Annotated in this window: 19 protein-coding genes and 1 other RNA gene; 12 read left to right on the top strand and 8 right to left on the bottom strand. The window is 65.2% G+C overall.

All coding sequences use genetic code 11. The annotated features are described in order from the left end of the window. Nucleotides 1–109 precede the first annotated feature (109 nt). The 4 genes from FHR96_RS05140 to FHR96_RS05155 all read left to right on the top strand — a co-directional run bounded on the left by FHR96_RS05140 (nt 110) and on the right by FHR96_RS05155 (nt 3,126). Nucleotides 110–913, top strand: coding sequence for a transporter substrate-binding domain-containing protein (locus FHR96_RS05140; RefSeq protein WP_183386598.1), 804 nt, complete (start codon nt 110–112; stop codon nt 911–913). A gap of 77 nt (nt 914–990) precedes the next feature. After that, nucleotides 991–1,647: an amino acid ABC transporter permease gene (locus FHR96_RS05145; protein ID WP_183386599.1), complete on the top strand. Its 657-nt coding sequence runs from the start codon at nt 991–993 to the stop codon at nt 1,645–1,647. Nucleotides 1,648–1,680: 33 nt separating this feature from the next. Beyond that, nucleotides 1,681–2,334 carry an amino acid ABC transporter permease gene (locus tag FHR96_RS05150; protein ID WP_183386600.1) on the top strand — a complete coding sequence of 218 codons (654 nt, stop codon included), beginning with the start codon at nt 1,681–1,683 and terminating at the stop codon, nt 2,332–2,334. A gap of 12 nt (nt 2,335–2,346) precedes the next feature. Continuing rightward, nucleotides 2,347–3,126: an amino acid ABC transporter ATP-binding protein gene (locus FHR96_RS05155; protein WP_425485664.1), complete on the top strand. Its 780-nt coding sequence runs from the start codon at nt 2,347–2,349 to the stop codon at nt 3,124–3,126. Nucleotides 3,127–3,490: 364 nt separating this feature from the next. Here FHR96_RS05155 and FHR96_RS05160 read toward each other — a convergent pair whose 3' ends face one another. From FHR96_RS05160 to ffs, 5 genes are all read right to left on the bottom strand, one after another. Beyond that, entirely contained in the window at nt 3,491–4,603 is a 1,113-nt protein-coding gene (locus FHR96_RS05160; protein WP_281378370.1) for an NAD(P)/FAD-dependent oxidoreductase, read from the bottom strand. Beyond that, on the bottom strand, nt 4,593–6,362 hold the full coding sequence (locus FHR96_RS05165) for a LodA/GoxA family CTQ-dependent oxidase (RefSeq protein WP_183386602.1): 1,770 nt from the start codon (nt 6,360–6,362) through the stop codon (nt 4,593–4,595). The genes FHR96_RS05160 and FHR96_RS05165 overlap by 11 nt, the downstream gene beginning before the upstream one ends. Before the next feature lie 26 nt (nt 6,363–6,388). After that, nucleotides 6,389–7,627, bottom strand: a complete 1,239-nt coding sequence (locus FHR96_RS05170) for a ferritin-like domain-containing protein (protein ID WP_183386603.1) — start codon at nt 7,625–7,627, stop codon at nt 6,389–6,391. A 115-nt stretch (nt 7,628–7,742) separates the two neighbouring features. Continuing rightward, nucleotides 7,743–8,816 carry a peroxidase, FMP-type gene (locus FHR96_RS05175; RefSeq protein WP_183386604.1) on the bottom strand — a complete coding sequence of 358 codons (1,074 nt, stop codon included), beginning with the start codon at nt 8,814–8,816 and terminating at the stop codon, nt 7,743–7,745. A gap of 712 nt (nt 8,817–9,528) precedes the next feature. After that, nucleotides 9,529–9,625: signal recognition particle sRNA small type (gene ffs, locus FHR96_RS05180), an RNA gene on the bottom strand. A 250-nt stretch (nt 9,626–9,875) separates the two neighbouring features. On the opposite strand from ffs, the gene FHR96_RS05185 reads away from it, so the two are divergent. The 3 genes from FHR96_RS05185 (at nt 9,876) to FHR96_RS05195 (ending at nt 13,996) form a co-directional block, all read left to right on the top strand. After that, nucleotides 9,876–11,099 carry an ATP-grasp domain-containing protein gene (locus FHR96_RS05185; protein WP_183386605.1) on the top strand — a complete coding sequence of 408 codons (1,224 nt, stop codon included), beginning with the start codon at nt 9,876–9,878 and terminating at the stop codon, nt 11,097–11,099. Nucleotides 11,100–11,145: 46 nt separating this feature from the next. After that, nucleotides 11,146–13,176 (top strand): hypothetical protein, encoded by a 2,031-nt coding sequence (locus FHR96_RS05190; protein WP_183386606.1) that lies wholly within the window; start codon nt 11,146–11,148, stop codon nt 13,174–13,176. Nucleotides 13,177–13,240: 64 nt separating this feature from the next. After that, nucleotides 13,241–13,996 carry a TlyA family RNA methyltransferase gene (locus FHR96_RS05195; RefSeq protein WP_183386607.1) on the top strand — a complete coding sequence of 252 codons (756 nt, stop codon included), beginning with the start codon at nt 13,241–13,243 and terminating at the stop codon, nt 13,994–13,996. An 11-nt stretch (nt 13,997–14,007) separates the two neighbouring features. Here FHR96_RS05195 and mscK read toward each other — a convergent pair whose 3' ends face one another. Beyond that, nucleotides 14,008–17,415, bottom strand: a complete 3,408-nt coding sequence (gene mscK, locus FHR96_RS05200) for a mechanosensitive channel MscK (RefSeq protein ID WP_183386608.1) — start codon at nt 17,413–17,415, stop codon at nt 14,008–14,010. Between the two features lie 156 nt (nt 17,416–17,571). Between mscK and FHR96_RS05205 the strand changes: the two genes are divergently transcribed. The 5 genes from FHR96_RS05205 to FHR96_RS05225 all read left to right on the top strand — a co-directional run bounded on the left by FHR96_RS05205 (nt 17,572) and on the right by FHR96_RS05225 (nt 20,589). Further along, nucleotides 17,572–18,624 carry a phospholipase A gene (locus FHR96_RS05205; protein ID WP_183386609.1) on the top strand — a complete coding sequence of 351 codons (1,053 nt, stop codon included), beginning with the start codon at nt 17,572–17,574 and terminating at the stop codon, nt 18,622–18,624. A gap of 75 nt (nt 18,625–18,699) precedes the next feature. Continuing rightward, nucleotides 18,700–19,032, top strand: coding sequence for an ElaB/YgaM/YqjD family protein (locus FHR96_RS05210; protein ID WP_183386610.1), 333 nt, complete (start codon nt 18,700–18,702; stop codon nt 19,030–19,032). Beyond that, nucleotides 19,032–19,430 (top strand): phage holin family protein, encoded by a 399-nt coding sequence (locus tag FHR96_RS05215; protein ID WP_183386611.1) that lies wholly within the window; start codon nt 19,032–19,034, stop codon nt 19,428–19,430. The genes FHR96_RS05210 and FHR96_RS05215 overlap by 1 nt, the downstream gene beginning before the upstream one ends. Further along, nucleotides 19,417–19,710, top strand: coding sequence for a YqjK-like family protein (locus FHR96_RS05220; RefSeq protein ID WP_183386612.1), 294 nt, complete (start codon nt 19,417–19,419; stop codon nt 19,708–19,710). The genes FHR96_RS05215 and FHR96_RS05220 overlap by 14 nt, the downstream gene beginning before the upstream one ends. A 144-nt stretch (nt 19,711–19,854) precedes the next feature. Then, nucleotides 19,855–20,589 carry a ParA family protein gene (locus FHR96_RS05225; protein WP_183386613.1) on the top strand — a complete coding sequence of 245 codons (735 nt, stop codon included), beginning with the start codon at nt 19,855–19,857 and terminating at the stop codon, nt 20,587–20,589. A 10-nt stretch (nt 20,590–20,599) separates the two neighbouring features. Here the strand turns inward: FHR96_RS05225 and FHR96_RS05230 are convergent, their stop codons facing one another. Together FHR96_RS05230 and FHR96_RS05235 are read right to left on the bottom strand one after the other, a co-directional pair. Beyond that, entirely contained in the window at nt 20,600–21,568 is a 969-nt protein-coding gene (locus FHR96_RS05230) for a CHAD domain-containing protein (RefSeq protein WP_183386614.1), read from the bottom strand. A gap of 43 nt (nt 21,569–21,611) precedes the next feature. Then, on the bottom strand, nt 21,612–22,787 hold the full coding sequence (locus FHR96_RS05235) for a BaiN/RdsA family NAD(P)/FAD-dependent oxidoreductase (protein ID WP_183386615.1): 1,176 nt from the start codon (nt 22,785–22,787) through the stop codon (nt 21,612–21,614). Nucleotides 22,788–22,863: the final 76 nt, after the last annotated feature.

Consider the following 22,863-nt stretch of genomic DNA (forward strand, 5'->3'; position numbering starts at 1 on the left):
GAGGTGATCGACGCACCACGAATCGAAAACGTCGAAAGCGTCATACAGCAGATCCTTAAATTAATCATCTAAGCTCATAACGCCAAACCCATAACAAGCAGGCAATGACATGACAAAGCACAACAAGCCTTTCCGCCGTCCCTTCATCGGTGCCCTGGCACTGCTCGGCGCCCTGTCCCTGGCCAGCCTGCCGGCACAGGCCCGGGATCTTCCCGACATCCAGGATGATGTCTTCCAGGTGGCCAATTCCGGCGCCTATCCGCCGTTCAGCTTCGTCGATACGCAGGGCAATCTGGTCGGCTTCGATGTGGATATCGCCAAGGCGCTGGCGGACAAGATGGGCGTCGAGGTCAATATCCAGACATCGCCCTGGAATGGCATCGTCGCCGCCCTGGCAGGCGGCCGTTTCGATGCCTGCATCTGCAGCATGAGCGCTACCGAGGAGCGCCGGAAGGCCGTCGACTTCACCGATTCCTACTATCGCTCGGGGCTCTCCATCTGGGTGCAGGAAGACACCGATGACGTCTCGAGCATCGAGGACTTCGAGGGCAAGCGAGTGGGCTCGACCCTCGGCGAGACCGGCAACCAGTGGGCCATCGAGCACGCCGAGGGCCGTTGGCGCAACCAGACCTTCCAGGGGCTGCCCGACATGCTCAATGCCCTCACCACCGGTCGCATCGACGTCATGGTCGCCGATGACATTCCCGTCTATGTCGCCCTCAACGAGGACGATATCGCCATCAAGCAGGTCGATGTCGGCGAGCTGCCTCGCTTCCCGGCCGCCATCGCCGTCCAGAAAGGCTCTCCGCAGCTCAAGGAGGCGCTCAACGAGGCTTTGGCCGAGATCCGGGCGGATGGCACCTACCAGGACATCGTCGACAAGTGGATCGGCGCAGGCGTCGAATTCAACTGAGGGGATCGACACAGCAGGGCACACGCCCTGCTGGCCCCCACCCTTCCTGACAACACCACAACGGGAAAGAAGGGATCATGGACTTCAATCTGATGATCGAGATCACGCCGCTGCTGGTGAAGGCGGCGTGGGTGACCGTGGACATCTCCGCACGCGCCCTGTTCTTCGGTTTTTTCATCGCCTCGGTGCTGGTGTTTTTTCGCACCTCGCGCATCACACCCGTTCGCTGGCTGGCACGCGCCTATATCAGCGTGGTGCGCGGCACGCCCTATTTCGTGCAGCTGCTGCTGGTCTTCTACGGCGGCCCCGCCGTCGGCCTGCGCCTGGATCCCTTTACCTGTGGTGTGGTGGTCGGTGCCTTCAATATCGGGGCCTACATGAGCGAAGCCATTCGCGGCGCCATCGAATCGGTGGACAGTGGCCAGAACGAGGCGTCGCGTTCCCTGGGCTTCGGTCGCCTGGAAACCCTGCAGTACATCATCCTGCCCCAGGCCGCCGGCCTGATGATTCGCTCGATCGGGGTGCTGGCCATCATTCTGGTCAAGAACTCCTCGCTGGTATCGATCATCTCGGTAATCGAACTGACCTATCAGGCTCAGCGGCTGATCGGCTCCACCTACAAGCCCCTGGAAGTCTTCACGCTCAGCGCCCTGATGTACATCGTCATCATCTATGCGGTCATGGGCATCGTGGAGTTCCTCTATCGTCGAGCCACACGCTACACCTTCCTGTAACCCTTGCCGGGCCACAACCACCAGGATAGCCTCATGGAATTCGACTTCAGTCCCGTCATTGAATACTTCCCCACGCTGCTTCAGGGCATCGGCGTCACCTTGCTGATCGGCCTCGCCGTCGCCGTGATGTCCGTGATTGGTGGCCAGATCGTGGCGGTCATCACCCTGTATACCCGCAAGGTAGTGAACTGGCCGCTGCGCTTCTTCATCTGGCTGTTCATGACCACGCCACTGCTGCTGCAGCTCTACTTTCTTTACTTCGGCCTCGGCGAGCTGATCCTGATACCGGCCATCGTGGTAGGGATTCTGGGCCTTGGCTTTCACTACATGGCCTATAACGCCGATATCTTCATTGCCACCATCAGGTCGGTCTCGAGCGGACAGTACGAGGCATCGCGATCACTGGGTTTCGGGCACGTGCGGACGCTGTTCTACGTGATACTTCCCCAGGCCTTTTATCGTGCCCTCCCCCAGTTGAGCAACAACATGATCATCATGGTCAAGGATATCTCGGTGCTTTCCGCCATCGGCATCGGGGAGATGGTGTATGTCTCGCAGTACGCCATCAGCGTGACCTTCCGCCCCTTCGAGTTCTACATCACCATCGCCGTCATCTACTACCTGATCAACCTGATGATGGAAGCCGGCCAGACGTGGATCGAGCGTCGCGCCGCCTATCGCCGCTAACGAGGAAGCGACATGACACAATCAACAGAGACCCCGATGGTCGAGCTCAAGGGCGTCAAGAAACGCTTCGGCGACCTGGAGGTGCTCAAGGGCATCGACCTGAGGGTCGACCGCGGCAGGATCATCTCCATCATCGGCCCATCGGGCTCGGGCAAGAGCACACTACTGCGCTCCATCAACAACCTGGAGGTGATCGACGAAGGCAGTATCTTGCTGGATGGCGCCCAGGTGAATCGCCCCGACCTGAAGGGCCTGGCCTTCGAGAGGCACATCAATCATATCCGCCAGAACATGGGCATGGTGTTTCAGCACTTCAACCTGTTTCCGCATCTCTCGACATTGGAAAACGTGACCCTGGCGCCCAGAAAGCTCAAGGGAATGGATGCCGGTAGCGCCCGCGAGCTGGGGATGGAGTTGCTCGAGCGCGTGGGCCTGGCGGACAAGGCACTGTCCTATCCCAGCTCCCTCTCCGGGGGCCAGAAACAGCGGGTGGCCATCGCCCGGGCACTGGCCATGCAGCCCAAGGTCATGCTCTTCGACGAAGCCACTTCGGCGCTGGATCCCGAGCTGGTCGAGGAGGTAAACCGCGTCATGAAGGGACTCGCCGAGGAGCATATGACCATGCTGATCGTCACTCACGAGATGGCCTTCGCGCGCGATGTCTCCGATTGGGCGATGTTCATGGATGGCGGCGTCGTGGTCGAGGCCAACACCCCTGACCATCTGTTCAGCCATCCCGAACAGGAACGCACCCAACACTTCCTGCGCAAGCACCTGGGAGCACCCGCCTGACAAGGCTCCACCCCAGCAGATTCGAACAAACCTGAAGCCACTCCGGCCGGTTCCTGCATCGGCCGGCGGCATCCCACTCCCTGAAGGAGCAACACGTGCACGACACGATGCCCCACGGTGCATCACCTATCGCCGGAGGAGGTACAGCCGGGCTGATCAGGGATCGCGCTCGAGCGAGCGCTTCATGGCCTCACCCGGATCGAGCGCCGATGGCAACTGGTCGAGCCAGGCGCGCCCTATAGCGATAATCACCAGGAAGCGCGCTCCCGGCACGCTCGACACGGCACTGGGCACAAGCCACCGCCGGGACGTGATTGATGACAGGGGAGCGGGAAGAAGACGCGGGCGAACGCCGGGCCAGGCGTCACATTGCCTCGTCGGCAGGCATGAGGCCCTGACGTCGAGACCAGAAGGGATGGTCCGACCAGCGTCGCTCCCGCCGATATTGATCCTGCCACTCCTGAAGAAAACGACCGATGCCCCGGTTAGCGCGCCGCGCATACTGGCGGGCCGCTTCCCGACCGTTGCCGTCGAGCCAGTCGGCGATGACCGGCGCCGCGGCCAGGCCGTCGCCCAGCGCATTGGAAATCCCCGAGGAGGTCAGCGGATCGAAGCTGGACAAGGCATCGCCCACGGCCAGCCAGCCGGGGCCGGCGGCCCGGGTGACGAAACCGCTATGGGCAGGGAAACAGTGGAGCGTGACATCGAGCCGAGACGGTGCCGGCAGCCACTGCTGCAGTTCCTCCGTCTGCGCCCAGAGGGCCTGGAAGGTGTCGCCATGCCTCAGCCCCTGCCGACGGACGAGGCCGGCGTCCGACATCAACGCCAGCAGCGCCGAACCGTCCGGCAAGGGCGCGGCGTACCACCAGCCCTCGGCCACCGACTCCACCAGCGTGATGCCCTCCAGCCTGCCGGCACTCGGCCACTGGCATGCCACCGCCACCAGCTCGTCGAGCCGCCTGCGCTCGACACCGAGCCGCCGGCAAAGCGCGGCACGTCGGCCCGATGCGTCGACCAGATAGCGACAGCGCAAGGCGTGATGCCTTGCGCTGTGAGCCACCTCGAGCCGCCACTCGCCTTCACTCCAGCGCACGGCTTCCAGCACCGATGGCGTCAGCAGGGTCACGCCTCGCGCGCGACAGGCCAGGCGCAGCGCCTCGTCGAAGCGCTCCCGATCGAGATGCCAGCCGTCTCCCGCCGAGTGACGAAGAAAATCGTCGTACCCTCGCCGGCCTGCCCAGCGGGAGAGGTTGGCGTAATAGCGCCGGTGACCGCCCGCCTCCAGGTCATCCGACAGTCCCAAGCGCCGCAACTTGTCGGCCACGTCGGGCGCCGCCGACTCCCCTACGCGAAAGGCCTGCCGGGCAGGCCTGTCCAGCATGGCCACGCGCTCGACCCCCGCCGCCATGGCGGCGAGTGCCGTGGCACAGCCGGCGGGCCCGGCGCCAAGGACGACAAGGTCGACATCAGCGGCCATCGGGGGTGAAGGGCCGCGGCAAGGTGCGAGCGACTTCCACGAAACGCCGCTCCCCTTGCACCTCTTTTTCCATCACGAAGCCCAATTGCGACCAGTACTGCACCATCTGCACGTCATCGGCAAAGGAGATGAAATCGCCCCGCAGCTGGTCGAAATCGGTACCGACCCAGGCCACCTGACCTTCCGTCTGCTCGTTCGGCGTCGGAATGGCCGTCAGTGGCTCGGCTTGTGCCTGCGGATCCAGATAGACGAACTCGGGCCGCTGCGCTGGCCACCACCACAGCACTCGCTCGCCGATGGGCTGTGAAGAGCACTCGTTGAAGTCGGCCTGCCAGGGAATAGCCATATAGCGAGTGAGGTCTCCGGGTTCCATCGCTGAAGGCGTGAATCCCAGACCGAGCGGCCCTTGGGTGGGGGGCGCGGCATTGATGCGCAAAGGGTCGTCGCTGCGGTAGATGGCCCGATTCCGGGAGATCCACGTCAGCTCGATGCCCGGCGAGAAGGCGCCCCCCACGCAGTTGTCCAGGACATGCCGGGTCAATGACATCGGGCCGCCATCGGCCACCGGCTCGTTGACGAAGTGGCCGGCAGCCCACTGCTGGATGAAGAAGAACTGGGTATCCGTCAAGCGCAGGTAGTTGGAGGTCAGGGTGCCGTCGATGAGACAGTTGTCCCCCGCCAGGTAGGGCATCATGGTGGCGCCGCGAGCGGAGACGATGGTGTTCTCGTTGGCCGGCGGCCTCAGGATGTCCAGGATCCAATGGCGCAGGCCTCGATAGTGATCCTCGGCGCCCGGCACCGCACCGAGCATCTGCATGTCGAAGCTGTGAGGCTTGGGAGGAATGGCCGCGACCCAGGAATAGGTGGTCGCACGCTCCAGCAGGGGCCGTATCTCACTCTGGAAATTTGGCCTGTAGCCTTCCGCCCCACCCTGCCACATGCCTTGATCGTTGATGCCAGGAAAGTGGCCGGCGCGGACCGCGCTGTCGAAGATGGTGTCCCACAGGGTGACAAGGTTGGCGATCTCGGGCGCATAGGAGGGTGGCGCCACCGCCACCCAGGCCGTATCGGCCGGCGTGCTGCGGGCATCTTCCCATTCAATGACCGCACTGACCGAGCCGTCGCTGGTGTCATCCCACCAGCCGTCGTTGTTGGCGTACTGCTCGATCACCGCATTCTCGTCTTCGCTCCCGGACACCCCCAGGCCGCCCAGCACCAGCAGGCGGCCGGCATCATCGGTTCGCAGCTCTCCCAGCGTGTCGATCCGCTTGCGATCCGGGTAGAGCACGCCTTCCGGGAAATGGGCTCCGCGATACCCCTCCGGAACGCTATGGCGATCCAGAGGGACAGGGCCAGCCTGGGCGCCAGCGATCTTCCTCGGGCCCGGATCGATGATCAGCAGGTGGCGATTCTCCACCCGTGCATTGCGCAGGGGATGATTGCTGGCATAGCCATGCTCGCCCTCGTTGGTGGCGAACTCGTACCAGCTGGCCTTCTTGTTCGCCAGATGTACGGTCCAGGTGATCGATTTCACCCCGGGCGTATCCAGGTTGACTTCCCTGTCGCCGTCGAAAATGCGGAAACGGGCCGCCTGCCGGCACATACGACCCTGCCCATCGCGGAAATCGTCCTGAGTAAAGGCCCTGCCATCGAGGTTGATGGGCAACCCACGATACTCTTCGGGACCGATGTAGCATGCCTCAGGGGCATTGCCCACTCGCGCAATGCCGATAGGCGGATAGATCTTGTAGTCAGCCATGATGATGTCCTTTCCCCTCCAACCCGTTACAAGCGCAGCGCCCCGGCCGCCTTCACGATCTCCTGGTCGCCCGCCAGGGCGGCTTCGAGGTACCGTCGCGGCTCATGGCCCTGCGCTGTGGAAGGCAGTCGATGACTCTCGTCCTCGAGCTCTCGCGCCAGCTCCTCGACGCTGCGCCGACGGTCCGCCCGGTAGCGCCAGGCCGGCGCGGCATTGGGCCCCACGGCACCATCGCCATCGGCGAAGGCCGGGGTCGTCATCAGCGTTCTGGCGAGATGTGGCAGGACGCGATGCATGATCGACAGCACGACGCTGAAGTAAGGGTCGGGGGCATCGGCCCTGAAGGCGGCCTCGAAGGCACGCAGCATCAGGCTGTAGTGGTCATCGAAGCTCTCGGCAAGCCGCCTGGCCTGGGGATTGGTGTAATCACTGCCGGACGGGTTGGAAATGATCGGCAGCGTCGGGGGAAAGTTGGCGGTATCGAGGGCAACTTCGCGGAACTTGAGGAAATGGCTCAGCTCATACGGGGTGCCAAGGATCGGCCCGTAGGTGCCGTCGGTGCGTTTTCCATAGTGATTGTAGGTACCGAAACGCTCGACGGGCACCAAGGGTTTCTCGGGGGGAACGGTGCCTTCGCCCTGCTCGACGATTTCGTTGACCGCGACGTGAAAGCTCTTCTTGTCCACCACTTCACCGACATCACCGCCGAACTTTCCGAGATAGATGTTGGTTCTTTGCCGGCCGGGAACGCCCGTGGTACTGAAGGGGTTGCCCGGATAGGCATCCACCGCTGCTATCAGGGCACCGTAGAGCTGGGCGATGCTGTCGTAGTTGTCACCCTGAGGAGGGGCCCCATACTGGGCCGGACTCTCGATGGCGGTAAAGACATTGGCGAACACGTCGGGGGAGGCCCGATACAGACCGACCTGTGGCGTCGTCTCGGGATTGGCCCTGGGCAGATGACCGGGGTAAACGGGCACCGCGTCTCCGGTAAACCTGGGCAATGCTCCCAGCGCCACGACGATATTGGCGGCCTGGTTGACATGAAACATCTCTTCCATGACGACGCTGCGCAAGACCTGGTAGGCATGACTGCCAGTGTCCGAAATGGAATAGAGCGAGGTGAGATACACGGGAATGGTCGTGAACTCCACCTGCAATGCCAGCTGTGCCGCTTCCTGCAAATCTTCCAGTGAAGATGAGGTCGTGCTTGCCAACCTGTCGAACAGACCCGCCGGGCGGGCCCGGGCTTCCGATATCGCCATGGTCTTTCACCCCCTTGTCGTTTGTCGTGCCATTTCGAGTTTCCCGTTTTCCCTGCGTCCCTCTCTTCTCCCCCTGGCGTTCATGACCGTGTGATAGCGACGATTTTTCGTGCGCTCAGTCTTTCTTCCTCAGTGTATTGATCTGGATGTGCGGCCATCGCGTGGTGCCGCCATCGGTCCCAAACTGAAACTCGAAGTACTGGATCTGCTCGTACTGCAATTGCAGGATTTCCTTGCCATCCTCGACGACAGTTTCTATCCACAGGCGAAATGTCATCTCGCTGACGGACGCGAACCTGCTGACGAACGGGGTATTCAGCACCCCACCTCCGGGCCCACCCGCCTCACGCGTGCACATCTCGATCAGCACGAAGTCCTTGACCTCCTGGTGCTGGAGGGCGTCGCGCAAGCGCAGGTCCGGACGGACCGAATAGGGATAGAGATCGTGCGCCAGGATGCGCTGCGTGTAGGTCTTGTTGCCGCTTGGACATCGCTCGGCGAGACTGGGGTCGTGAACCCAGGCCGGCGCTTTCTCGTCGAGGTCGATAGGGGTATCGGGGCCGGTACCGGCCAGGCCCATGCTCGATGAAATGGCCAGGTGAGCGGGATCCCAGGCAGCGGTTCCATGCGGGAATGTCGGCCTGCCCGAACCCTGCGAGTACTTACCCAGTAACAGCACGGTGCTGCCATGGGGGATCGTGCCGCTGCGAGAAATCGAATAGGGAGGCACATACACCGGCCCGTCGGAGCCAGCGCCCGCGGAGAGTTCAGGATAGCCGATGTCGGTCATGATGGATTGATCGTCGGCGGGATGGTTGTAAAGGGTATCCAGCCACAGATACATGCCGTTCTCTTCATGGAGCCCGTTCCCCGCGAGATCCTGAATACTCTGGCTGTACTTGACCGCACCGCTGAACTGCTCGTTGGCGCCGCCGCGGTTGCGAACGCCACCGGGCACCAGCGTGAAGGTCAGTTCTTCCTGGTAATCCTGACAGAGAAAATGAAACTTTCCGGGAATGGTTTCTGAGTTGGTACCGGGGGAAGGCAGGCAAGTGGTGTGCAACCCCCACCCCGTACGATTGTTATCCGGGTTATGATTGACCCAGGTTCCCGCCAGCTGTTCGAGAACACCATAATTCGCAGGCTTGTCGAGAACGCCGGGATGATATATCGGCTGATGGGCAGGCATGCTCTCCCCCTGTTGCGGCATCTGTTGTTGTCAATCTTGTTATATATGTCGCTGCATATGTTGTCGTATGCATTGTCATGTCTCGGTCAGCGTGAGGTCACGGGAACGGCATCAAGAGGCCACGCGGCCAGCGACCCTGCCCCCATATCGTCCCATTACACAGCCGAATGATGGAGAAACCGTGACACCTCCGTTACCTGCAGCCTGGGACGGGACATCCCGGTGACGTCACGAGCCCGCTCCTGCAATGGAGCGTCGTGGAAGCATGAAAAAAATCATACATTATAAAAAAACAATGTAGTCGCCGGATGGTCGGCGCGCAATTCAGCCCGCCGTTCTCGACAGCGCCCGGCCCTCTTCTTCCGTACACGTGGCTATCGAGGTCGGACACCTGCCCTTTCCAGGCACCGATGACCAGGCGGCCTCTGCGGAAGAAGGAGGAAGGAGGAAGATGGCACGACAACGCCGTTCGGCAGACCGTCACGCGCCTGAACACCGCAGGAACGGGGTCGAAGAGGATGGCTCGACCCCTTCGGACGCTTCCGCCGGGGCAGCTGCAGGCGGCTCACCGCATGCCGGTATTCACTACTGGAAGGTATTTGCAGGGAAACGCCATCTCGCGGGGAGAACACGCGAGGAAGAAAGGAAGAGCCGCGATTTCAGCGGTCGTCGAGCGACGGTCGACGATATCGGGGTCCTGAAATGGAGGCGGCCCCAAAAGCCACATCCCGGCACACGCGTCCATCACTACCGTTGCTCCCTTCCGGGCCTGGCGGGGTTTGCGACTTAGCGTTGCGGGAGGACCTAAGGGGCCACCACAGCAGGCACTTGGCGTGCCATTTTTGTCAGGCAGTTCTCTGAGCGGGATCAGTCACTTGCCGAACGCTGCGCACTATATCAAGTGACCCTCCGCTCGGCAAGGATGGATTGCCGTCGGCACCCGGCGTTGACGGCAGAGACAAGGCGGCTCGCGACCACCTGCTATGGTGAAGGCATGCCTTCGCTCGTGGCGCCGATGCGCCGACGGGCGTTTTCCCTTGTCGACCCTGGAGGTATGCCATGAAGAAGGATCCGAACAAGGGCTATATCGCCCTGCTGGGCTGGAGCCTGAATGCCATCGAAGCCGCCGAGAACTTCGACCGGCGATACGTGGTGGTGGCGCCTGACTGGGCGGAGGATTACTGCCAACAGCATGATATTCCCTATATTTCCTGGAATTTCGAGCGACTCAACGACCGCTCCATGGAGATCGCCGAGACGCTCAAGGAGATGGGCGTCAACGTGTCCATACCGCTGTTCGAGGAAACCGTGGAATGGGCCGGGGCCATCAATTCGGTGCTGCTCGATAGCCCCCGGCTCTACGGCCAGTCGCTGCTGCTGCGCGACAAGGCGCTGATGAAGCGACGCGCCCAGTTGGGCGGCATCCGCGTCGGGATCTTCGAGGAAGCCCATGACAAGGACGACGTCATCCGCTTCCTCAAGCGCGTCAACCAGACCCTGCTCAAGCTCGACGGCGACCCCAACGATCCCATCCACCTCAAGGCCTTCGACAAGGCGGGCTGCCTGGGGCATCGCGTGATCCGCACCCCCGACGAGGTCGATACCATTCCCGAAGAGGAATTCCCGGTACTGATGGAGTCGCACCTGGACGGATGGGAGTTCGCCGTGGAAGCCTGGATCCACGACGGCAAGATCGCCTTCCTCAACATCTCCGAGTACGTCACCCTGGGCTACTCGGTGTTCGTGCCCGCCTCGCCCGAACTCGAGAAGTATCGCCCGCAGATCACCGCCCAGATCGAGAAGCTGATAAAGGCCTTCGACATCGAGTTCGGCCTGATCCATCCCGAGTATTTCGTGACCAGCGACGGCGAGATGTACTTCGGCGAAGTCGCCTATCGCCCACCGGGATTCAAGGTCTTCGAGCTGCTCGAACGGGTCTATGGCTTCAATGCCTATCAGGCCAGCATGCTGGTCTTCGACCCCAAGACCACCGCCGAGGAGGTCAAGACCTTCTTCCCCAGGGAAGTGGTCGACGCCGACGGCTACGCCGGCTGCTTCGGCGTGTACCCGCGGCTGCGGGTCGTCAGCCGACTGGAGATTCCCGAAGAGGTCGAGGACGACCCCTATTTCGAGTCTCACGAGCTGACCCCGCCGCTCCAGGAGACCGTGACCAAGCGCACGGCCTTCGGCACACACTGGGGCCTGGTGTACTTCAAGGGCGACGATCCCCATCGCATGCGCGATCTGCTCAAGAACCTGGAAGAACTTGATTTCTATGTCTGATAGGGGCGTCATGGTCGCCATGATGACCTGAAGACGAGGAGTCGGCGTGACCACGCAACCCGATCAACCCGGCACCGGCGGGCCCGCCGAAGACAAACTGGCGGGCCTGGTGGCCAAGCTTGACGAAGCCACCGCGCTGCTGGCCGACGCCCGGGAGTTCGCCAAACCGGGCAAGCTGCCGCGGGTGCTCGATACGGCCCGCCGAGTGCTGTTGCAGGAGGGCGGCGGCGCGGCGATCGAAGCCCGCGCCGAGGCGCTGGAGACGGCCGGCGTCTTCCAGGGCTCGGACTGGGCCGCACCGCAGTTCCTGGTACCCTCGCTGACCACCCAGGCGCTGAAGAGCGCCGACGCCAACACCGTGGTGATCGAGGCGATCAGCGAGCTGAGGCTGCTGGCGGTGGCCAAGGGCGAGTATCGCCACGCCCAGGTGTCGGCGGAGCAGGCCCATCACTACCTGACCCAGGTGATCGCCCTGAACCTGTGGCTGCTGTTCGGCGCGCCCAGCGAGGCCGAACGCGAGACCCAGGGTCGCCTGGCGGCGCTGCCCCGACGGCTGTTCGCGCATCTCGCCCAGCGCATCGGCTACGAGCACATCATCGACAAGCTGATCGCCGAGATCTGGCGGATCCTGCAGCAGCGTCCGATCCAGGTCGAACCGGTCAAGCTGATGATCACCCAGATCGCCATCTGCCAGGCCGATCCGTCGATCGACCTCGGCGCCAGCGGCCAGGGCGCCGACCGCCTGGTCAGCTCGCTTTACGGCCCCACCCACGCCTGCCGCGAGGATCCGGGCGTCGACGTCTATCGCGAACGCCTGGCCGGCATGGATGCCACGGCCCTGCAAGCCGAAGCCACCGGCTTCGCCCGGGCGATGCACGATACCGGCCTGGTCTCACCCTATCACCCGGTGCTGCTGCGCCATCTGATCGAGCACGGCGACCAGTTGCTCAGCGAGGCCCTGGGGCTCTCCTCCACCGGGCGTGACTGCCTGCTGTGCTACCGAGAGCTGGTGCACGCCCTGATCCGCGGCGGCGTTCACCCCGCCACGCCCCAGGCCGTCTACGGCCTGGCGCTGATGCTCGAGCGCGGGATTCTCTACCAGCCGCCGGTGGCGCCGGCCATGTGGCGCCAACTGGGGCTCTCGCTATCGGCGTGGTCGCAAGCACGGCTCGATCTGGCCTTCGGCGAAACGGTATCGCCGCGCGCCCGGCTGCTCGAGGGCGTACTGTGCATGCTCGGCCTGCCGCTGGGCGTCGGCCAGGGCAACAACCCCACCTGCCAGTCCGCCCGGGCCCTGTCGATGTGGGCCTACAACGATCCCGACTATCTGCTGCAGATGGTCGCCTGGGCGGCCCGCGACGACGAGATCATCATGCATTTCGAGGGCCAGCCGATCTCTTCCATGGCCAGCATCGGCGGCGTGGCCACCGAGCTGCCGATGGACCTGGACCCGGTATCGCTGATCGTGGTGCCGCACCTGGATCGTATCTACGCCGAGATGGGCCGACGCTGCATCGACCGCGAGGGCGATCCCCATCGCTGGGTCAATCCGGAATTCCACGGCTGGTGGTCGGGCCGCGGCTTTCGCATCAACGTCGACGTGGCCAGCGGCAAGCTGGTCGAGCTGGACAGCTTCCTGCGCCACTTCTATGCCAGCTATCACCCCTACTACAACGGCAACCAGCCGTTGATTCATCCGCAGCCGGCAGGCATCGCCGTCACCGACAGCGCCGCCCGCTTCATCGGCTGGCATGCCATCACCCTGCTGCGCGTCAACCTCGACCCCGGCGGAGAGATGCGCGTCTACTTCTACAACCCCAATAACGACAGCGGCCAGGACTGGGGCGACGGCGTCAGGGTCAGCACGGCGGGGCACGGCGAGCGCTTCGGCGAGGCGTCGCTGCCCTTCGAACAGTTCGCCTCGCGGCTCTACATCTTCCATCACGACCCCCTGGAGCGAGGCGAGCTGGCCCGGGTCGAGCGGGACGAACTGGACCGAGTGATCGGCTATCTGGAACGCAGCTGGGGCGCAGATCGCCTGCCGCCCGGGAACCTGCAAGCCGACGCGGGGCCGTGAGCGACGGGCCGGCATCGCGGCCCTGTGGCATAATCTCAGGCCCATTTCGTGACCGGGACTGCTCATGCCACGCCTCGACCAGCTGCTGCTCCATCAGGGACTGGCACGTTCGCGCACCCGCGCCCAGCGCCTGATCCGCCACGGCAGGGTGCGCCTCGCCGACGACGGACGCGTTTTGACCAAGCCCGGCGAGAAGCTGCCCGACACGGTGCGGTTGAGCGTGGAAGACGACCCGGAGGAGCGCTATGTGTCGCGCGCCGGCCTCAAGCTGGAAGCGGTGCTGGCGACCCTGGCGCTGTCGCTCGAAGGCCGCACGGTCCTCGACGTAGGCCAGTCCACCGGGGGCTTCAGCGACTGCGCCCTGCGCCACGGCGCGGCACACGTGATCGGTGTGGAGGTCGGCCACGACCAGCTGGCCCCGGAGCTGCGCGACGAGCCGCGCCTCACCTGCCTGGAGGGGCTCAACGCCCGCGCCATGCAAGGCGACCCGCGACTCGCCGCGGCGCTGGCCGACCATCCGGCGACGCTCGCGGTCATGGACGTCTCCTTCATCTCCCAGACCCTGATCCTGCCGGAGCTGGCCGACCTGCTGCCCAGCGGCGGCGAGCTGGTGTCGCTGGTCAAGCCGCAGTTCGAGGTCGGCCCCGAGGGTGTCAATGCCCGGGGCCTGGTGACATCTCCCGAGCAGCATGCCCGTGCACAAGCCCGAATTCGCCAGGCCTGTGCCGACACCGGCTTCGAGATCCGCCACTGGCAGGAGAGCCCGATCCGCGGCGGCGACGGCAACCGCGAATTCCTGCTCTACGCGCGCCTGGGCTGACGCGATGCGCCTCAGCGCCCGGCATCGCCGTCTGCGTCCCCCACGTCCAGGTCGCCGGGATCGCCCCCGGCGCCCGGCGGGGGATTGGCCGGCGCCTCCCCCGCTCCCCGGCTGACGACCTTGGCCTCGTTACCGTTGCGATCGCGAAGCCAGACGTCCAGCTGATTGAAGGCGATCTCCAGCTCATGCTCGACGAACAGCTCCCCGACCCGACCATTGATCTCGTCGGTGGCGAACAGGCGATCACCCAGGCTGTTGACGAAGATTCGCAGCTCGAACTCCAGGCTGCTGGCGCCATAGCGCATGAAGAACACCTGCGGCTCGGGATCGTCCAGCACCCGGGCATTCTCCTCGGCCGCCTGGTGCAGCAGGCGCTGCACCAGGCGGTGGTCGCTGCCATAGGCCACGCCATAGGTCAGGATCACCCGGGTGATGTTGTCCGACAGCGACCAGTTGATCAGTTGGTCGGTGACGAAGGTCTTGTTGGGAATGATGATTTCCTTGCGGTCGAAGTCGGTCACCGTGGTGGCGCGGATGCGAATGCGGTTGACCGTGCCGGTGAGGTTGCCCAGCGTGATGGTGTCGCCGATGCGTACCGGCCGCTCGAAGAGGATGATCAGCCCTGAGATGAAATTGGCGAAGATCTCCTGCAGCCCGAAGCCCAGCCCCACGCCAAGCGCCGCCACCAGCCACTGCAGCTTGCTCCAGGACACCCCCAGGGTGCCCAGCGACCAGACCACGCCGGTGCCGATGATGACGTAGGAAAGCAGCGAGCTGATGGCATAGGCGCTGCCCTGCTTGAGCTCGAGCCGCGACAGTACCATCACCTCGAGCAGGCCCGGGAGGTTGCGCGCCATGATCAGCGTCAGCGCCACCACCAGCAGCGCCACGCAGAGATCGGCCACCGAGATCGAGGCGCCCACCAGCTCGCTGCCCTGCTGCCCTTCACCGCCCAGGATCATCACCTGCTCGAGATAGCCGAACACCGTGAGCAGATCGGCCCAGACCACATAGAAGACCAGCAGGAAACCCAGCATCAGGATCAGCTTGGAGAGCCGCAACGATTGCTGGTTGACCTGCTGCATGTCCAGCGGCGGCTCCTCGACTACCTCCACGCCGTGCTCGCCGCTGTCGGTCTCCTGGGCCAGCGCCCGGCGCCGCGCCAGGGCCCGCCGATAGGCCAGCCGACGCGCCGCGACGGCCAGCCCGCGCACCACCGCCGCCTCGACCAGGATCCACACGCCCAGCAGGTACAGGGTGATGACGAAACGCGCCACCAGGCTGAGCGCCGTATAGGCATAGCCGTAGACCACCAGACCGCCCAGCACCAGGGGTGCCATGGCCATCGCCAGCCCCACCAGCAGGCGGAACAGCTTGACGCCGAAGAAGGGCGTATGAGCCAGGATCAGCTTGGCCAGTGCCAGACTCATGCCCGTAAGCCCCGACAACAGCAGCAGCAGGGCCACCGGGCGCTGTGTCAGGTCGATGGCCGCGTCACGCGCCAGGGTGCCCACGAACAGCACGGGCACCAGGGCCACGCCCAACCACAGCAGCCAGCGTCGCAGCTGCACCACGTAGCCGGTCGGCCAGTGGAAGTGGCGGGTCGCGACGCCCTCGGGCACCAGCAGCCCTCTCGCCCAGGCCAGCACCGCCCACGCCAGGGAAAGATGCAGCAGTGCCCAACCGATGCTCACGCCGATACCGGTGCTGCCCAGCACCAGGCCGAGGGACAACGTCACCATGCACAGTGGCCCAGGCAAGGCCAGCAGTGCCTCCAGCGCCACCGCCAGCGGCGTATGCCCCTGGCTGTCCTGGCGCAGGTGGCCGATTTCACCGTGCAGCCCCTCCAGCCGCCGGGACAGGGTGCGACGCAGTCCGAGCAGGATGCCGGCGAGCAGCAGCAGCGGCGAGGCCAGCAAGGCCCCGGCATCCGGCCATCGCCAGTGCGACGGCAAGGCCTGGCGCCATTCGCCCTCCTGCCACTCGGCCTGCAGGTGACTGGGCAAACGCAGCACCCAGGTCAGATCCAGGGGGCGAGCATTGGCGACCCAGAACAGCTGCTCGTCGATGGTCGACCGCAGCGCACGGCTCGTCTCGAGCAGCTGCTGCTGGTTGAGCTGCAGCTCGATGGCCGCCGTCAGCACCTCGCCGTAGGTCGGCTCCAGGCGATCGAGCAGTTCGCGCCGCGCGCGCAGCAGCTGGGTGAGCGAATCGAGAACCGCATCGGAGGCCTTGGCGTCGGCTTCGTCCAGGCGCTGACGCGCCAGTTGCTCGGCGTCCTGCAGGCGCTCGCGCTGGCGATCGAGATCGAACTGCTTGAGGCGCAGGTCGGCGATCTCCTCCTTGAGACTGCCCCCGGACTCGACCCGCGGCAGCGCCTGGCGCTGCTCGCGCAGGATGCGCGACAGCAGCGGGCTGCCGCGAATAGCCTCGATATGTTCGGAGAGCCCACGCTGCAGCTGGCGCACGCGATCGAGCCGCCGACGCGCCTCCTGCCCCTGGCGGGCCAGATCATTGGCCCGGCTGGTGGCGCGCAGCAGTTCGAGGCTCATGTCGCGATTGGCCTGCTGGGCCTCCAGTATCAGGGGATGACGGGCTACCCCTTCCGGTTCGTCTCGCACCGCCTGGGCGATGGCCTGCTCGGACTGCTCGCGGCGCCGACGCTCGAGGGCTCTCTGCAGGGCCTTCACCTGAGCCTCGTTCCGCGCCACCCGGATCTGCAGCAGGTCGCGACGCTGCTGGGCGAGCTCACGAAATCGCGAATTGGTGGCCAGCTCGCGCTGATGCAACGCCAGGCGGCGTTCGGCGAGCTGCCGCTCGATGCGATGGCGCAGGCGCTGTGGATCGTCGTCCGCCGCTTCTCGGGCATCCAGCTGCTCCAGGGCGCGACGGTGCTCTTCCATCGCCGCAGAGGCCTCGGCGATGCCCTGCTGGGCACGCTCGGGCAGGGTCTGGGTACCCAGCAGTTGGGTCTCCACATCGGCGAGGCGATCCTGGGCCTCTTCCAGGTCATCGCTGGAGGTCTCCAGCCGGGACTCCAGCGTATCGAGATCCAGTTCCTGCAGCGCTTCGTCGCCGGGCACCTGCTGCTGCGCATCCTGAGCGGCCGCCAGGGCTCTGCGAGTCTCCCCCAGATCCTGGGGCGCCCGCTCCGCCCGGGCTTCCAGATCGGCCAGACGTGTTTCGGTGTCGTCCAGGGCCTCGAGTCCCTTCAGCGCCGCCTGGAGGGCGTCGATGTCGGCCTGAGTCGCCTCATCGGCCGTTTCTCCCTCAGCGGGCTGCAGGGCCGCCAGCCGGTCTTCCAGCGCGGAGCGCTCGGGCAGCTCGGCGGCCAACGCCGCCAACGGCGCCACCAGCAGCCATACGAGGCAAACAATGTGAAAGCGAACGCGCCACCGGCAGCGTGAAAAAACGATCAAGGGAACCTCGTCAATGGCGTTATCATGGGCTCTGCTCCGGATTCTCGACCGCCCGGCGCGGCAAGGCAATCACCGAGTGTCACGCCGCTGCCCGTTGACTTGTCCGACGGGCGTGATAGAACGACCATTCAATTTCGATAAGGTAGTCGAAGCACCATGGCTTCACGCTCATTGCCCAAGCTGTCGGCACTCGCGTTGGCCGCGACGCTGGCCAGCCTGGGAACGGCCCATGCCCAGACCGACGCGCCGCTCGGCGATGCCGAGCGACAGGTCATCCGCGACCGAATCGAATCTCTGCAAGCCGAGATCGGTGAACTGCGTGCGCGTCTGGCGCAACAGCCGGCCGTCGAAGCCTCGACGCCCGACACCGCATCGGAATCGGCCGAGCCGGAGCTCAAGGCGTCGGTTGCCGAACGTCGCCTGCTCGAGGAAGAGTCGGCCGACAACCCCTTCGCCATCACCACTCACCACCGCAACTATCTGTTGCCGTTCAGCTATACCACGACGCCCAACGTGGATGGCTTCCATCAGATCGACGACCAGGCCAGCCCCGACCGCCTGGAGGTGAAGTTCCAGTTCAGCGCCAAGTTTCAGCTCGCCCAGGAGCTGATCCTCGGTCACGGCGACCTCTATTTCGCCTACACCCAGCGCAGCTGGTGGCAGGCCTACAACGCCGATGCCTCTTCGCCCTTCCGCGAAACCAACTACGAGCCGGAAGCCTTTTTCGATTTCGACAACGACTGGACGCTGGCCGGCTGGACCAACATCAACAACCGCATCGCCATCAATCACCAATCCAACGGCCGTTCGGGGGACCTGTCGCGCAGCTGGAACCGCCTGATCCTGACCAGCACCTTCATCAACGATGACTGGGCCGTCTCACTGGCCCCCTACTGGCGCCTTCCCGAGACCGAGGGCGAGGACGACAATCCCGACATTAACGAATACCTGGGCTATGGCGACATCACCGTGGCGCGGCGTTTCTTCGACGACCACGAGGCCAGCCTGCTGTGGCGCGGCAACCCCGACCGCGGCCACATGGGCGCCCAGGTCGACTACTCATGGCCTCTGTTCGGCAAGGTCAGGGGCCATATCCAGTACTACCAGGGCTATGGCGACAGCTTGATCGACTACAATCGCAGCGTTCAGCGTCTCGGCGTGGGCTTCAGCCTCAACCCGCTGTTTTCCACGGGCAGTTTCGAGCAATGATGTGCCCTGGGTCATTACGGTAAGGGGAGACGGCTGCTATGCTGGGGCTGTCATATACCGTCAGAGGATGACCCAATGGCCGACCGCACGCCCCATACCCGTGAGACCACCCAACAGCTCAAGGAAGACCTGCGTCATCTGTCGCAGACCGTCGAGGAACTGGTGAGCGCCACCGCGGACGATTCCCGAAACAACATCAAGGAACTTCGCGAGCGGGCGGAAAAACGCCTCAACGAGACCCGTGCCCGACTCGAGGCCCGAGGCGAACGTGCCTATCACGACGCCCGCGATACCGTGACCCAGCAGGCCGATGCCTGTGATCGCTACGTCCACGACAATCCCTGGACCAGCATCGGCATCGGTGCCGCCGTCGGCGTGGTGGTCGGCATGCTGATCGGGCGGCGCTGATGGCACAGAGCCAGGGACCGGCTCAGCGACTGTTTGGCGCCGGCAAGCGCCTGCTGGGCAGCCTGCTCGCCACCGGCGAGACGCGCCTGCGTCTCGCCGTGCTGGAACTCGAGGAAGAACGCGCCCGGCTGGTCACGCTGCTGCTGCTGACCGGCATCAGCCTGCTGCTGTTGCTGCTGGGGCTTGGCGCCCTCACGACCCTGGTCATCGTCGCCTTCTGGGACACTCACCGTCTCGCCGCCATCGCCGTGAGCGCTGGCGTGCTACTGTTCGGCGGCCTGGGCTTGGCGGCCTGGGTGCTGCATCTGGCACGGCGACGGACCCTGCTGGTCGACACCCTCAAGCATCTGGCGCTGGACCGGGAGCTGATGGAGACCCAACGCGATGCGCAAGACTGAGCGTCGAGCGCGCAAGGCGGCTCTGCAGGCCGCCATCGAGCAACAGCGTCTCGACCTGCTGGTCGAGGCCGAACGCTGGCAGTCTGCTGCTCGCCCGCTCGAGGCCGGCTGGCAGACCATGCAGCGCTATCGACTTCCCGCCGTCGGCGGCAGCGCCCTGCTGCTCTGGTGGTCCCTGCGTCATCCCGGTGCCGCCAAGCGCCTGGCGCGGCGCGGACTGTTCGTCATGATGACCGCCCGGCGACTGCAGCAGCTGCGACGCTTGCTGCCCCTGCCCTGAGCCCAGCGCCTCACGCCGCATTGCCGAGAGTGCCTTGGGCGTCGCGGGGCGCTCACTATCATCTCGCCGTAACATACCCACATGACCCGCCTGTTATGATTCCGTGTCGATGTAATGACGAATCCACGACAGGACACGATCTCCATGCGCATGCTGGCGCTCTACAGCATCAAGGGCGGCGTCGGCAAGACCGCCTCGTCGGTGAACCTGGCCGCAGAGGCTGCGCGGGCGGGGCTTCGCGTGCTGCTTTGGGATCTCGACCCTCAGGCGGCCACCAGCTTCTATCTGCGCGTCAAGCCGCGCATTCGCGGCGGCGTCGGCAAGCTGGTCAAGGGCAAGGCCTCCTTCGACAAGGTGATCCGCGCCACCCAGATCGATGGCCTCGAGCTGTTGCCGGCGGCCCAGGTCTCTCGCGAGATGGATGCCCGGCTCGCCAAGCGGGGCGCTAGCCACCTGCGCCAGATCCTCACGCCGATACGCGACGATTACGACCTGGTGATTCTCGACTGCCCGCCGAGCCTCTCCCACCTTTCGGAGAACATCTTCTCCAGCGTCGACGCCCTGCTGGTACCGATGGTCCCCACCGTACTCTCTCTGCGTACCCTGGAGCAGCTCGATGACTTCCTGGATGACCACGACATCGCCTGCCCCCGCTGGCCCTTCGTGACCCTGGCCGATCGGCGTCGCACGCTGCATCGCGAGGTCATGGCGGCGCTGCCGGAGCGCTGGCCGCTACGCCTGTCGACGACCATCCCCGCTGCCAGCGCGGTCGAGCGCATGGGCCTCGAGCGCGCCCCGGTGCGCGACTTCGCACCACGCAGCGCCGCCGCCCGCGCCTATGCCGCCCTGTGGCGAGAGCTCGACCAACGCCTGAACTGAAGCCCCTCACTCAGCCACCGCGCATGGCTGTGATGGTCGCCTCCAACCGTGCCGACAGCGTTGCCCCCGGGCCCGACGAAAGCGCCGTCTCACGGGCGATGTCGTAGTGGGCGAGCCTGCGCTGGCGCTGGATCCGCGCCAGCGCCAGGAATCCCCTCAGATGACGCGGCGCGACGGCTCGGGCCTCTTTGCCCTCGGCGGCGCGCGCCAGCCGGTCGCGCACCTCTTCATCGGCATGGGCGGCGGCGGCCGCCTCGAGAGCGGGCTCACGCACCAGGTCGTCATGCAGCACGCCGAAGGCGTCCTGAAAGGTCTTCATGGCCCTTTCCGCCTCCGCGAACACCTCACCCTCCTGCTGCCACGGCCGAAGCAGGTAACGGATGCGCTTCCCAGTGATGCGCGGGCGATGCAGCGACTCACGCTCCTCGGGGGAGCCGATGGCGGCGATCTCCTCGTTCAACGCATCGTGCAGGATGGCCAGCTCACGGGCCGTCGCTTCGCCGAAACGCGGCCCGCGGCCTCCTTTCTCGGCCAGCCGGGCGAGCGTCTCGCCAAGACCACGCTCGAGCGCAGGAAAGTTGGCCCCCAACACCCGCCGGGCCGCGGCATAATCGCTCTCGACCTGAGCCGCCAGCCGCGGGCACCACCAGTCGATGGCGCCGCGCTCGGCGTTACCCAGCACCGGCCGCTCGGCTTCGAGCCAGGCCAGCATCACCTCGCCGTCGCGCGCATCATTGGTGGCGCGGGCCAGGTCGCGCAGCCGACGATGCTGCGACTTGGGCACCTCGATGCCCGGGTCGTCACGATAGGCCCTCAGCCAGGAGCGCAATCGGCGCAGGGCGACACGAAAGTCATGCAGGCCCTCGCTATCCCGCGGATCGTCGATGCGTGGCCAGGCCAGTCGGGCCTCTTCCAGCATGGTCAGACCGACCTTGCCCACGACACGGCGCAGCCGACGTTCTCTCAATGGCTTGGGCATGGACGCCTCCTCCGGGGATTGCCGCCCCCAGTATAGGCGCGACCTACAGGGCCAACCCGCAGGCCACCCCGGAGGCCCAGGCCCACTGGAAGTTGTAGCCGCCGAGCTCGCCGGTGACGTCCAGCACCTCGCCAATGAAGCGCAGCTGGGGCAGGCCGTTGACCTCGAAGGTCTTCGACGACAGGGCCCGAGTGTCCACGCCGCCCATGGTGACCTCGGCGGTGCGCCAGCCCTCGGTGCCGGCGGGCTTGAGCCGCCAGTCGTTGAGGTGGGCGGCCCAGGCCTCCAACTCGGCGTTGGAGCGCTCGGCCAGCGGGCCGTCGCCGCCGTGCCACTCGACCAGCGACTGGGCCAGGCGGCGCGGCAGCCGCTCGCCGAGCCAGGTGGACAGGCGCCGCTTGGGCGTGTCCCGACGGGCCGCCGCCAGGGCCTCGAAGGCCGATTCGCCGGGCAGCAGGTCGATGGCGAGTTCGTCGCCCGGTTGCCAATGGCTGGAGATCTGCAGCATCGCCGGCCCCGACAGGCCACGGTGGGTGAAAAGGATCGGCTCGCGATACTCGCCGGTTCGACAGCGCGCCACCACCTCCGTGGACACGCCTGACAGCTCCGCGGCCCGCGACTTCCAGGCCGAGGTCAGGGTGAAGGGCACCAGTGCGGCCCGGGTGTCGGTCACCTCGAGGCCGAACTGGCGGGCGATGTCATAGCCGAAGCCACTCGCCCCCATGGTGGGCACCGACAGCCCGCCGGTCGCGATCACCACCGCCCCGGCGTCGATGCGCCCGCCTGACGTCTCGATCCGCATGCCCTCTCCGCGGCGCTCGAGGCTTTCGACGGTCGTCTTCATCCGCAGCTCGACGCCTGCCCAGTCGCACTCGGTGAGCAGCACGGCCAGCAGGTCCTTGGCCGATTCCGCGCAGAACAGCTGGCCCGGCGCCTTTTCCACATACTCCAGCCCATGGCGCTCGACCAGTTCGACGAAATGCTCCGGCCGATAGCGCTTCAGCGCCGAGATGCAAAAGTGCGGGTTGCCCGAGAAGAAGTTGGCCGGCGTGGCGGCCAGGTTGGTGAAATTGCAGCGCCCGCCCCCGGACATCAGGATCTTCTTGCCGGGCCTGTTGGCATGATCGATCACTAGCACCGAGCGCCCGGCATAGCCGGCGGTCAGCGCGCACATCAGTCCGGCGGCCCCTGCGCCAATGACGACCACGTCGTAGCTCATGCTTGCCTCTCTCGCGATGACCCGCCGACACCCTGAGCCAGGCGGGTGGAAAAGGGCGACATCTTAGCAAAGCCGG

Origin of the sequence: Halomonas organivorans (assembly GCF_014192055.1) — a bacterium.
GTDB lineage: Bacteria > Pseudomonadota > Gammaproteobacteria > Pseudomonadales > Halomonadaceae > Halomonas > Halomonas organivorans.